This window comes from Streptococcus criceti HS-6 (assembly GCF_000187975.2).
Taxonomy (GTDB): Bacteria; Bacillota; Bacilli; order Lactobacillales; family Streptococcaceae; genus Streptococcus; species Streptococcus criceti.
Genome location: NZ_AEUV02000002.1, coordinates 1,373,999 through 1,386,292 on the forward strand (window position 1 = coordinate 1,373,999; position 12,294 = coordinate 1,386,292).

10 protein-coding genes and 2 pseudogenes are annotated in these 12,294 nt (G+C 39.6%); 10 read left to right on the forward strand and 2 right to left on the reverse strand.

All coding sequences use genetic code 11. From position 1 onward, the window contains the following. The first annotated feature begins 1,400 nt into the window (after positions 1–1,400). The 4 genes from STRCR_RS06370 (at position 1,401) to STRCR_RS06385 (ending at position 5,634) form a co-directional block, all read left to right on the forward strand. Complete coding sequence (locus STRCR_RS06370; protein WP_004225450.1) at positions 1,401–2,261, forward strand: patatin-like phospholipase family protein; 861 nt, start codon at positions 1,401–1,403, stop codon at positions 2,259–2,261. Positions 2,262–2,935: 674 nt separating this feature from the next. Next, positions 2,936–3,439, forward strand: a complete 504-nt coding sequence (locus tag STRCR_RS06375; protein ID WP_040804920.1) for a phosphatase PAP2 family protein — start codon at positions 2,936–2,938, stop codon at positions 3,437–3,439. 168 nt (positions 3,440–3,607) lie between these two features. Next, the gene (locus tag STRCR_RS06380) at positions 3,608–4,303 is read left to right on the forward strand and encodes a response regulator transcription factor (RefSeq protein WP_234944271.1); all 696 of its coding nucleotides are present in this window, start codon (positions 3,608–3,610) and stop codon (positions 4,301–4,303) included. 2 nt (positions 4,304–4,305) lie between these two features. Beyond that, the gene (locus STRCR_RS06385; RefSeq protein ID WP_004225929.1) at positions 4,306–5,634 is read left to right on the forward strand and encodes a sensor histidine kinase; all 1,329 of its coding nucleotides are present in this window, start codon (positions 4,306–4,308) and stop codon (positions 5,632–5,634) included. Between the two features lie 52 nt (positions 5,635–5,686). Here the strand turns inward: STRCR_RS06385 and STRCR_RS06390 are convergent. Further along, positions 5,687–5,901, reverse strand: a pseudogene (locus STRCR_RS06390) (HlyD family efflux transporter periplasmic adaptor subunit); the annotation flags it as partial. After that, positions 5,876–6,316: pseudogene (locus STRCR_RS06395) on the reverse strand (cysteine peptidase family C39 domain-containing protein); the annotation flags it as partial. The pseudogenes STRCR_RS06390 and STRCR_RS06395, both read right to left, overlap by 26 nt. Before the next feature lie 625 nt (positions 6,317–6,941). On the opposite strand from STRCR_RS06395, the gene STRCR_RS06400 reads away from it, so the two are divergent. The 6 genes from STRCR_RS06400 to STRCR_RS06425 all read left to right on the forward strand — a co-directional run bounded on the left by STRCR_RS06400 (position 6,942) and on the right by STRCR_RS06425 (position 12,289). Further along, entirely contained in the window at positions 6,942–7,157 is a 216-nt protein-coding gene (locus tag STRCR_RS06400; protein ID WP_004226465.1) for a Blp family class II bacteriocin, read from the forward strand. Positions 7,158–7,323: 166 nt separating this feature from the next. After that, positions 7,324–7,623: a bacteriocin immunity family protein gene (locus STRCR_RS06405; protein WP_040804923.1), complete on the forward strand. Its 300-nt coding sequence runs from the start codon at positions 7,324–7,326 to the stop codon at positions 7,621–7,623. 614 nt (positions 7,624–8,237) lie between these two features. Then, complete coding sequence (locus STRCR_RS06410) at positions 8,238–9,239, forward strand: DUF6568 family protein (protein WP_004229935.1); 1,002 nt, start codon at positions 8,238–8,240, stop codon at positions 9,237–9,239. Between the two features lie 190 nt (positions 9,240–9,429). Next, positions 9,430–9,891: a hypothetical protein gene (locus STRCR_RS06415; protein WP_004228324.1), complete on the forward strand. Its 462-nt coding sequence runs from the start codon at positions 9,430–9,432 to the stop codon at positions 9,889–9,891. 527 nt (positions 9,892–10,418) lie between these two features. Continuing rightward, the gene (locus STRCR_RS06420) at positions 10,419–11,576 is read left to right on the forward strand and encodes an efflux RND transporter periplasmic adaptor subunit (RefSeq protein ID WP_004227085.1); all 1,158 of its coding nucleotides are present in this window, start codon (positions 10,419–10,421) and stop codon (positions 11,574–11,576) included. Between the two features lie 5 nt (positions 11,577–11,581). Beyond that, positions 11,582–12,289 carry an ABC transporter ATP-binding protein gene (locus tag STRCR_RS06425; RefSeq protein WP_004225948.1) on the forward strand — a complete coding sequence of 236 codons (708 nt, stop codon included), beginning with the start codon at positions 11,582–11,584 and terminating at the stop codon, positions 12,287–12,289. The last annotated feature ends 5 nt before the right edge of the window (positions 12,290–12,294 follow it).

A 12,294-nucleotide genomic window follows, 5' to 3' on the forward strand; every position in this document is an offset into this window, starting at 1 on the left:
GTTTTGGAATAAGCTCTTGGCGCAGTGGTTGGGAATAAGGCTTGTTGGCTAGGCCAAGAAGTTTTACCCCTGGACAGTTGATTAGGTTAGTCGCTAACAATTGCGGAGTAGTTAAACAGTCCAGTAGACTGTTTAAGGGGGTACTTGAAAATGGGACTGCACCCCAAGATAAGGACTCCCAACCATTGCGTCAAACTGCTATGACTGCAAAACAAGAAGGCTGGAATACTTTTTTCCCAGCCTCACTGAACCACTGCTGACTGGTTTTCCTTTTGCTACAAGTCCAAAGTGGGAAGACTAAACAAGAGAGTGGAGCAAAAATCAGTAAATCCAGAACAATGCTAACGAGTCTGGACTTTTGTCCTAGACTCTTTCTAACCTCGAAAGGCCCTCCAGACCCTTTGAGCTGTTCGGGGTGGGAGTGAAACGGTCTGGGAAGAGGCCGTTTTAGGTCACCACCTTAAAACTAGGGCGTGGTGAGAACCCAAATTTTCAAGTTTTGGTTTCTTTCCCGCTCCCTTTTTATCGTTTAAATCATTTAATTGTATTTGGCACTTTCCTGAAATTTCTGCTAGACTAAATCCATGGCTATTAACTATAAAAGGCTTTATTACTCACCCATCAAGCAGGGGCTACCAGCATTTTCTTAGGGGAAAGATCAGCTGTTTCTAGTTTTATGAGTGCTCCTATAAGATTCTATTGTAGGGTTTTTCCGTTAAAAAGGCTTTTGGGACAGACAGGTATGATGGCTTTAACCTCACCCATAAAGTATTGTAATCTCTGAAGATTACGTATAAAAACAGTTCATCATGGAATCTCTGTCCGCCACTGACTAGTTGCTCGTATAAATCAGGTGATGGCGTTAGAAACAGGGTGCTTGTTGAGGTAATGGCAGCTTCCTTTAAGGATTGGTAGTATCTTTTGAACTGGCACTGCCTGCCTAGTTCTATCTTTTCACTGATCAAAAGTATCACTTTATGGAATGGAAGGTTTGGTTTAACCGCCAGTTTTCTGGATAGCTATTCTTGATTAATTCAGTAGTTTTGACTGGTCAATATTGACTCAGCTCCTTTTGACTACCTGCTCTCTTGGTGAGCTAGCCTAGGAATTTTTATATTTGGTTATTGGACAGAGCCTTTCAGTCATCGGTCGGGTTGGCATTGCGGTAAGTCAGTATTCTCTTGATTTTTGTTGGGTAGGTCTTGCGTGATGATTTTTTTAAGGTGAGGCAAGTTAGCGCCCAGAGCATTGCTGGCATTTGCTGGGGTTGGCCTTAAGAGTCAGTAGAATTTAGGAGTTTTTAGACATTTCTTCTTCCTTGTCTAATTTAATGCTGTTGGACTCAATCGCTCCCAGCTTTTTGTTATAATAGTCCTAATTTGTTGGAGGTGACCGTATTTATGAAAGTTGGCTTAGTACTGGAAGGCGGAGGAATGCGAGGGCTCTATAGCCAAGGGGTCATCGATGCCTTTTTAGATGAAGATCTTAAATTTGCTGGTGTCATTGGTGTCTCTGCTGGGGCTCTATTTGGCGTTAACCTCTTATCCAAACAGAGAGGACGTGGCCTGCGTTATAATAAACGATTTATTGGTCAGAAAAATTATATGAGTTTTTGGTCTTGGCTAAAAACGGGGAACTTTGTCAATAAAGAGTTTACCTACTATAAGGTTCCGATGGAGTTGGATGTCTTTGACCAAAAGACTTTTGAAGAATCAGGGGCAGAGTTTTATGCTGTTGCCACCAATGTTGAGACAGGACAACCGGCCTATCTTTCTGTCAAAAATGTATTTAAGGAGATGGAAGTTTTTCGGGCTAGTTCAGCTCTGCCCTTAGTTTCCAAGGTTGTTGACTGGCAAGGGAAAAAGTACCTAGATGGTGGTTTGTCGGATTCTATTCCAGTTGAATTTGCTAGGAGCTTGGGTTATGATAAACTCATTGTTGTTTTGACGCGTCCGCTGGACTACCGCAAGAAACCATCCAAGGGACGGCTATATCAGCTCTTTTATCGTAAGTACCCTGAATTTGTTAGAGTAGCCAGTCAGCGTTGGAAGACTTATAATCGTGAAGTAGAAGAGGTCATAAAACTTGAAGAGTCGGGAGATTTGTTTGCTATTCGTCCTGATAAAGATTTGGATATTGGCCGTTTGGAAACAGATCCTGAGAAGTTTGATGAGATTTACAATATTGGCCTTAGGGATGCTCAGAAAATGATGCCTCAATTAAAGGCTTACTTGCAAAGAAGAGATCATGACCAAGCTTGAGGTTTTCGCAGTGTCATCTTACCAATTTCTATCAAAAAAGACACTAGCTTTGCTGGCGATGTGGGGAAATGGCTAAATTAGTTTAGACTAAGAAACTGTATTCACAAGTTTAAATTCTTAGCATCAACTGGAAAAAGTCTGGGAAAAAAGTATTCCAGCCTTCTATTTTTGCAGTCATAACAGTTTGACGCAGTGGTTGGGAGAAAGACTTGTTGGCACTGCCAAGAAGTCTTTCCCCTGCACAGTTCATTAGGTGCCTTAGCACCAATGAACCACTGTTGATTGGAGGTCCTTATCTTGGGGTGCAGTCCCATTTTCAGACACCCCCTTAAACAGTCCATTGGACTGTTTAACCACTCCGCAAATGTTAGCGGCCATCCTAATCAACTGTGCGGAGGTGGGACAACGAAGTCAATTTATATAAAAAATCGACTCCTGTCCCACTCCCAAAACAGACAGTTGCCGCCGTGGTAAAAAGATGATTGAACCTATTTAAGTCAACTGTCGCGGGGATTTTCAAGACCCTAGGCTTGAAAATGAGCAATGGAACTCCGTTAGGAGGTCGCTTGCGTCCCTACCACATAAGGATAACTGTCAAAAAATGTGAATACAAGTTCTAAGTAATAAGGTTGACTGGTTTAGAAAATAAAAGAAAGAGGAGCAATAGATAAGTGATAAAAGACTATGCTAAATTTTATAACCGTCTAACGGCTCCCTTACGAGGGCGTCCTTGGGCAATAAAAGCGTTGCGAGCAAGCAATTGGATTTTAACCAAGTTTATGGCTGTTTTATACCCCTTCTTATTGCTTGATTTGCTTTGGCAGAGACAGTTTTACGACTTAGGTTTAACCATCCTTATTCCAGGTCTGGCTTTTACAGGACTCAGTTACTTCCGGATGAGCCTTAATCTCCCACGGCCTTATGAGACTTGGGCAATAAGTCCTCTGATTCACAAGGCTTCCAAGGGCAACTCCTTGCCTAGTCGACATGTCTTTTCGGCAGCCATGGTAAGCCTTTGTCTCTACCAAATCAGTTCTCGCGTCAGTGTTCTTTGCCTAGTTTTATCAGCTATTCTAGCCCTCTGCCGAGTTCTAGGGGGAGTTCATTATCCCAGAGACGTCATTCTAGGCTATTTGGTTGGTGTCCTAGCTGGACTTTTACTTCTCATTTTTCTCTAATTTTGCCCGTTCACGACAAATTAAGACCATTTCACGACATAGCTAACCTTTAGCTTGTCTTTTTTTGTATAATAAGTAAAATCGGGTTTCTTTTATCGTAAGTATTAAGGAGGTTTGTCTTTGCTGTATATTTATGCCTTAGAAGATGATTTTAAGCAATAGGCTAGGATTGAACGTGCCATTCGGAATATTGCCGAAGAAGAGAATTTAGATTATGAACTTTTAGTCTCTGGCAAACCCGACCAATTGATGGAAAGTATTAAAGGTAAAGGGGAGCAGCATATCTTCTTCTTAGATATTGATTTAAATGGCGAAAAAAAGAAGGGCTTTGAGGTGGCAAGAACTATTCGAGCTAGGGATAGTCAGGCTTTGATTGTTTTTGTCACTACCCATTCCAATTTTATGCCCCTGACTTTTAAGTATCAGGTTTCTGCCTTGGATTTTATCGATAAAGAATTGCCAGAAGAAGCATTTCGGCAGCGATTGGCTAATATTTTACGCCATGCACAGGAAAATCTTGGTAAGAATTTGTCAGAGGATTCCTTCCTTTTTGAAAATGAGCAGTTCCGTATCCAAATGCCTTACAGTGATATTTATTTTATTGAAGCTTCATCTAGTCCCCACAAGATTATTTTGCATGGTCGTAAGGATTATATGGAGTTTTATGGTAGTCTAGCTGAGGTTGATAAGGCAACGGATCGTTTTATTCGAGTCCATCGGTCTATCAGTCTCAATCCTGCCAATGTTGCTAAGGTCGATAAAATTCAGCGATTAGCTCATTTTCCCAATGGTGAAACCTGTGTCATTGCCAAAACTAAGATGCGAGCTTTAGCCAGCACTCTGAAGAAATTGCATAGGAGGTAGCGATGTTATCGTTATTGTATATCAATCGGACTTTTCAAATGTTTCTTTGGTCGGTTGTTGAGTTATTTATCATGCAGCGTTCTTTTAAGATTCGCATCCCTTGGGCTTACCAATTGGCTTTTCTTGTCTTAAATAGTTTTCCCTATGTCTGGTTAAAAGATTTTTATGCTAGCAATCAATTTTGGGAGTTGGCTTTAATTAGTTATCTCATCTTTAAGTTTAGCGATAAGGTTAAAGATTTCTCGTTAAGGCTTTTCTTTATATTTTATGTCAAACTAGGTATCGATATCATTGCTAGATTTATGATGTTTGTGGTCATCTACCCTTTTTTCCCTCAATTAACCAATAATTATTTTCCTGTGCTATCAATCCTGATTCAGACAGCCTTATCCCTTCTGGTCAATGAATTAATTCTTCATTATTTAAGAATGGATTTTTTGCAAATTAATGAGTTAATTGATGATCGGAGTGTTAAGTCTTCTATCATCTACTATAATATTTTCTTTATCGCTTATTTCATAACTTTATGGCTGAGCTATTTGATTACACCTGCTAATTTAGGTGTTACTTATCGTGTCAATACAAGCACCTTGTTTATGGTGTTTCTCTTGTCCTTTATTTCAGCACTTAATTACCGTGTTTCGATGATTTATGAGAAACGCTTGATACTTCAAAAGGAAAATGAACTCAAATATATTACTAACTACAGTCACCAGATTGAAGAACTTTACGGTCAGATTCGCTCCTTCCGCCATGACTACAGCAATATCCTAGCTAGTCTCCGATACAGCGCCGACAACGAGGATCTGACCAGTATTCGCCAGACCCTAGATGAGATTAGCCAGGAGTCGCATGAAATCCTTGATGCTCAGAAGTTTGAAATGGCCAACCTCTCCAATATTACCGATAATGCTCTTAAGAGTGTCCTGTCTTCCAAATTATCTAGAGCTATTGATTTAAAGCTGGATGTCAAGGTAGAGATTGCTGACCCAATAGGACTGCCGGCGGACTTTAGTACTCTTGACTTTGTCAGATTAGTATCGAATCTACTGGATAATGCTATCGAGGCCGCTGATGAGTCTGAAGCTAGACAGCTCTCCTTGTCTTATTTTAAACACGGTGGCGCTTTTGTTTTCATTCTGGTCAATAGTACCCAGTCAACTACAGAAAACATTGCTGATCTTTTTCAATTGGATGTCTCCACTAAGGGAAATGATAGGGGGATCGGCCTTGCTATTGTCAAGCAGATTTTGGCAAACTATCCTAATGCTGTCCTAAAAACCAGCAGTCAAAATGGTCTCTTCACTCAACAGCTAGAGGTAGAGGTGTGAACGATATGAAAACTCCCAAATCTGTTAGACTTGGGAGTTTTCGCATGCTAGCTTAGTTAAAGGTTGCGAGTATCTTTTCTTTGTAGTAATCAAAATAACTTTTTTAGCCACGATGCTGGTCACCTTACCTTGTAGACCATATTTGAGAGAGCTTTTATCTTGCTTTTTGAGCTTTATCTTAGCTGTTATTTTGAAAACATTACCTTGTTTTGTTGTGGTTGCTGTTTTATCAATGTGGCTGACCATTTTTCCTATCCTTATGAGGTTTGTAAGCAGGTTCTGGAGCTAAGAAGATGGAAACACCGTCCCATTCTTTTTCAAAGGTTTCCTTTTTCATCTTGGTAACCTTGACTTCACCAATAATGAAGTGATTTTTCTTGGCCTTGTAAACTACATAGTAGTGTTGCAGTTTTCCTTCTTTATTGACATGGACGATAAAAGGAAAAGGGATATCCTTTTCGTCAAAGAGGGTCATATCAGCTCGAACAGCTTGGGTCTCAAAGCCCATAGCTTTGGCAGCTTCAACAATTCCCAGAGCTGTCGTTCCTTCCTTATCAGTCTTAGCCAGTTCTCGCAAATGCGCTAAGGAATAGTTAGAGCCATAATATCTGGCAACGGATGCCAGAGCAGCTACTCCGCAATCTCTAGAATCAATCTGGGAAATAAATTTGTAAAAGTTCATAAAAACTCCTTTATCAAGATATAAAGAGCGCTAAAAAACCTATATAAAAATAGGAAATTGACACAGTGCCACTAAAGCACAAGGAAGTTTATCTTTTTTTAGCTCGTGTTCAATGAGGTGCGCAATCAGAGTTATTATGCCATAAAATCTCTCTAAAATTTTATCCAAGTCATGAAACGGCCTTATTTTGTCGTGAACGGGAAAATAAAACTATGACTAACTGGAAGCAATGCCCGTTCACTACATATTTTGGCCGTTTCACGACATAAACGGGCACAGCTCAAAATTTTTGGTAGCCTATAGGTGTCACTTGCAAGAGACAAAAAGAAAGTCATCTGGAATTGAACAGCCAGATACTTTCCAGCAAATTTAACTCTAGAAGTTACAAACTTCTCAATGCAGAAATTGGTTTATCCTTCTGAGGTTATTATATATCTAAAACATTCAAACATAAGAAAGTTGAAAATATGAAAAAAATAATTTCATATTTGAGAATATCAGGAAAGACTAGATTTTAATGGTAAGATAATAACCGTAAAGCGATTAATCAGTTTACAAAAATTTATTATGTTAATAAACTGGTTTAGCTAGCTAGTTTAATAACAATGTTTAAGAAGGTAGCAAAATGAAAACACAAGCTATTGAAAAATTTGATGTAATGGATGTTCAAGAACTCGCTGCTGTTGAAGGTGGGAAAACAATTTATTATGGTAATGGAGTATACTGTAATAAGACATGTTGGGTTGATTGGGGACAAACAATTAATTCAATTGCAACTAACTCTGCCATGAATTGGGCAACTCAAGGTAATGCAGGCTGGCACTCTGGAGGTGTGATTTAGTCAGTCTAGAGATGTTATTTTACTAACTGTAATTAAAAAATGAAGTTTTTGGAAAACAAAGAGTTGAGTGTTTCTTTTTGTTCAGCTCTTTGTTTTCTTGTTGCCGAATCCCAACATATCTTTTGATCAAATAAAAAATGTTTTGTTTAAAGTAGAAAGGTTTTTTATGTCTAAATTAAAGTGGTTTTCTGGTGGAAAAGAAAGACGGGATAATGCATTGGACTTACTTGAGTCTATAATTATAGAACTAAAAGAGATAGACGGTAGTGAATCCTTACAAAAATTTTTATTAGCTTATAAGGAAGAGCTTGAAAAGCAAAAGGCACCGATCCCAACAATTCTTAGCCGTTTTAATATAGAGCTATCTGAGGTACTTAGGAATAGCAATATTATTCTAAACAATAAGGTGAGGGAGCAGTTAGATTCTATAAGAAAGTTGTCATATATAAGATATGGTTATTATTAAATCCTCTCATAGAATTTAATTTTGATGTACACAAAAAATTGTTATTGTTATCAGAAGATTCATTACTTATCAATGGTGGTAAACATTGGCAAGATTGTCTTTACACTCAGGTTAAGTACAACATACTAATTGGATGGAATTGGTATCGAAAGTTGTAAGTCTCTTAGTAGTATGAGTAAAAGGAGCCAATAATTATGAAGCGTTCTACTCAGACTTCGGTAATAGGGGGAGGAGTAATAGGAGTGACTTTTGGATTGTGGGGAGAAAAATTGGTTTTCTTGTTGCCCTAGTTTATGTTCTGGCGGTTTTGTTGTATAAGTTTATTTCAAGAAAAAATAGACAGTAAGACAGTTGAGCGAAAGTTGGAAGATTTCAACTTTCGCTTTTATGAATCAATAATAAATTATGGCTTACTGCTACTAAGTGAGGTTAAATATAGAATCTAATGTGGCCTTAGTCTGTTTTATAATATTTTATTTTTTAAAATGAGTCGAATTTTGTCCTGAATAGACGTTTTAAAAATATGCAATCAAGAGTATTGAGACGAATTATTTTTAGAGGTGTCCTTATATTTAATTAAATTAAACAAAAAAAGATGAAAGGAAAGGTTACTTATGAATCGTTATAAATCATTATTACTATTCTCAGCAACAGCTTTGCTATTAGTGGGAGGTACAACTTACGCTGATGAAGTGAGTCAAAATGATGACCAAGGGCAAGTACCTGCAGCTACTGCGCAAGCTGATAGCCAAGCTAGTCAACAAGCTACAGCTAATCAGCAGTCCAACCAAATTGAAACAAATCAACAGGAACAGCTGCTGACAAGTTCCGAAGAAACTTCACAATCACAGGATTCTACGGCTAAGCAGGAAGAAGGCACTCGTTCTAATAATCAAGAAACTGAAGGATCAGCTAATCTGAGTCAACAAGTTACGGAATCTACAGCTGATGTTAGTACTGTAGCAGATAGTGATAGTCAAGAAGGTCAGGAGGCCCCTGATATTTCAACGGAAGAATATGAGGCAAATGTTGCCGGCCTTAAACAGGTTACAATGGCAGACGTTTATCACATGTTTGATGACCCGAACGGCAGCTATACCCTCTATTTAGGCCGTCCAACCTGTATCTATTGTCGGAAATTCTCACCTGTCATCAAGGACTTTAATAGTCTTTCTGGCGGGCAAGTCTATTACTACAATATAGACAGCACGGATTTTAGCTCAGTTGCTAAGGAATTTCTAAGGAGTAAAATCGGCGTTTTTGTGACACCAACTGTACTCCATCTTGAAAAAGGACAAATCGTTTCTGGTCAGTTAGGCAGTGGCGGTACGGCTCAAGACTTGTATAACAAGGTATTTAAATCTACAGATACTAGGCCCGATACCTCTCAGGTGGTTACACCTAGCCAGCAGTCCCCAACAGCGAATGAGAAAGCAGCTGAACAAACAATTACCGATGCAATTGCGAAAGCGGCAGATGCCTCATCAAAAACCAGTCACCAATCGCAAACAAAAGAAGTGGTGAAATCAGAAAAGTTAGATACGAATACTTTAACGAAGGTTATCAATAAAGTTTTGACACTTTTTGATAAGTTCTTGGCTAAGTTTGGAGCCTAAGCTGTTACTCGCAAAGGTGCCCACTATTTTAAAGTTTTTAGTCAAAAGTTCCCGTTCACGACATATTTTGGCCATTTTACGACATAAATATTGGGAAGGTTTATAAAAGTGGTATAGTAATAGTGTAAAATTTGTGCTGTCGGCTACAATAAAAATGGGTATTCTACCCCAAATAGAAAAGGAGACATTTATGATTTCAATTGAAAAACTTGAAACGACCCTCAAATCTTTAAACATGACGGTGTTTGTCTGGAAGATTTTGAGCCTTGTTTTCGATGTCTTTGGAATTATTGGTTACTACACCAATATAGCTTCCCTAAAGAACGGGACTTACGAAAAGGCGGGACTGTCCAGTCAGCAGATCGAGCAGGCGCGTCAAGCTGTGGCACCATGGTTTTTGGCTAGCTATTTACTCGCCCTCGTTCTCAATGCCGTTATTATTTATCTGCTCTTTAAGAATCACAAGGCTATTAAGAATAAGGACTATATTAGCTATTGGCCTTATTACTTGAGTTTAGGTTTCCTGATTCTGCCGATTATCACTCAAGTTATGACTGGATTTAGCTGGCTGGCAGTAGCTATTTATCTTGTCCAAGCAGTGATCATTGTCTTTACCTATCTCAAGGCTAAACAGCTTAATGAGGTTGGTTAATGAAAAGAGAGGCTCGGCTTCTCTTTTTTAAGAATCATAATGGCTGGAATGATCGTTTATGACATATTTTGGCCCTTTCATGACATTGGTCTCATAATCTATTTACAATAGTCTATAATGAAGGTATTCATTTTAGCGAGCTTGTTTCCCTAGGTTAGAAATAGGAGAGGTAGTACAAGAAAACTTTGAACTTTAAAGTAATTTTTAGCCTTTAAATTCAGGATGACAACGTTTTCTTGTTGACGGATTTTTGCTGATGTATTATACTTATATTATGAGAATAGTACAAATAGATAATCTTACAAAACTGTAAGGGAAGACTTGAGTATTATTGCTACAATTGACTTAGGAAGTTCTTGTTGAGAACATCTAGTCGTTTAATGTTTTTACAGTTGCTTCAGAGATAGTCAAAAAGTTTGGAAGACCTGATAACCAGTCTATTAAACTCTAGAGGATTTCTATCGAGATCATGGAACTTCATGAACTGATTGGGCTTTCTCTCGCATCTTTAGAAAAGGAGTAATCAAATGACGCGTACACGGAAGAAAAAGGCCATGTCTAAAAAGAAGAAATGGTCTCTGATAGGGGTTTCCATTCTAGGAGCTCTGGTTATTGCTTTTATGATCGTTAAGGCCTTCTTGGGGGGCGGTGCTCAAACGACCCAATATAAAACAGCCAAGGCTAACAAGGGCAGTCTAGCTTCTGCAACTATTTTGTCTGGTAAAGTTAAGTCTGTATCTGAGCAATATGTCTATTACGAGCCAAGCAAGGGCAGTAATCCTACCATTCCGGTGCATGTAGGCGATCAAGTTTCTGCTGGTCAGGCTCTGGTTCAGTACGATGCAACAGCGGCTCAGGCTGACTATGATAGTGCTGTTCGTGCGCTTAACAAGGCCGCTGCTGATATTCAAAACTTTAAAAATGCTAATGCTGCTGTAGCTGGAACGGCAGACTATAACAGTCAGCTGCAGGCTCTCAATGATGCTTATGCGGATGCTCAGTCTGTGGTCACTAAAGCTCAGCTGGCTCTAGATTCAACAACAGTTCTCAGCAATGTTTCCGGAACGGTCGTTGAGGTAGCCGAAAGCATTAATCCTTCTAGCCAAACCAGCCAAACTTTGGTTCATGTGGCTAGTGAAGGTCAGTTACAGATCCAAGGTACCTTAACCGAATATGATTTGGCCAATGTCAAGGTTGGTCAGGAGGTTACCATTAAGTCCAAGGTTTATCCTGATAAGGAGTGGACTGGTACCATCAGCTATATTTCAAACTACCCAAATGAAAAGTCTGATTCGAGCAGCGGTGACAGTCAGTCAGGCTCTAGTTCAGGTTCATCGTCCTCTTCAGGTTCAACCTATAAGTATAAGGTCGATATTACCAGCGATATTGGTGATCTCAAGCAAGGTTTTTCAACATCGATTGAAGTTAAGAGTGACAGTGAAGCTATTTTAGTGCCTGTCAAAGCCGTGACGACAATTGGCGATCGGTCTTATGTTTGGGTTTACGATAAGAAATCTGGTAAGATTTCTAAAACTCAAGTAACGTTGGGTAATGCCGATGCTAAGCAACAGCAGATTGTTGCTGGTCTTGACGAAGGTAAAACAGTCATTGCTAATCCAAGCAAGGACTTCAAGGATGGACAAAAGTTGTCTCAATCAGATATGGCATCATCTAATAAGGGGTGAGGACTATGGCTGATCAAAAAGTTTTAATGGCGCTCACAGGAATCACCAAGTCTTACCAGAACGGGGATCAAGAACTTCAGGTCCTGAAAGGCATTGACCTGACTGTTAAGGAGGGGGAATTTCTGGCTATTATGGGGCCTTCGGGTTCTGGGAAATCAACCTTGATGAATATCATCGGTCTTCTGGACAAGCCAACCTCGGGGGAATATACTCTGGCTGGGCAGGCTGTTGAGCGATTATCCCCAAAGGAACAGGCTCGCGTCCGTAACGAGGAGTTGGGATTCGTCTTTCAGCAGTTTTTCCTCTTATCCAAGCTTAATGCTCAAGATAATGTCGAGTTGCCTCTGATTTATGCAGGAGTTGGTGGTTCTCAAAGACGCAAATTAGCCCAGCAGTATTTGGAAAAGGTTGAATTGTCTGATCGCAGCAAGCACCTGCCATCTGAGTTATCAGGAGGACAGAAGCAGCGGGTGGCTATTGCCAGAGCTCTGGTTAACGATCCGTCAATTATCTTGGCCGATGAACCAACAGGAGCTTTGGATACCAAAACCAGCAATCAGATTTTGGAACTCTTATCCCAGCTCAATGAGGAAGGCAAGACCATTATCATGGTTACCCACGAGCCTGAGATTGCTGACTATGCCAAGCGTAAAATTGTTATTCGTGATGGTGAGATTACCCAAGACACGACCGAAAGTGTCCGGATTGATTAGGGAGG

Coding starts and splice junctions, on each gene's coding strand:
- STRCR_RS06370 (WP_004225450.1), top strand. CDS start 1,401: ATGAAAGTTGGCTTAGTACTGGAAGGCGGAGGAATGCGAGGGCTCTAT.
- STRCR_RS06385 (WP_004225929.1), top strand. CDS start 4,306: ATGTTATCGTTATTGTATATCAATCGGACTTTTCAAATGTTTCTTTGG.
- STRCR_RS06400 (WP_004226465.1), top strand. CDS start 6,942: ATGAAAACACAAGCTATTGAAAAATTTGATGTAATGGATGTTCAAGAA.
- STRCR_RS06405 (WP_040804923.1), top strand. CDS start 7,324: ATGTCTAAATTAAAGTGGTTTTCTGGTGGAAAAGAAAGACGGGATAAT.
- STRCR_RS06410 (WP_004229935.1), top strand. CDS start 8,238: ATGAATCGTTATAAATCATTATTACTATTCTCAGCAACAGCTTTGCTA.
- STRCR_RS06415 (WP_004228324.1), top strand. CDS start 9,430: ATGATTTCAATTGAAAAACTTGAAACGACCCTCAAATCTTTAAACATG.
- STRCR_RS06420 (WP_004227085.1), top strand. CDS start 10,419: ATGACGCGTACACGGAAGAAAAAGGCCATGTCTAAAAAGAAGAAATGG.
- STRCR_RS06425 (WP_004225948.1), top strand. CDS start 11,582: ATGGCTGATCAAAAAGTTTTAATGGCGCTCACAGGAATCACCAAGTCT.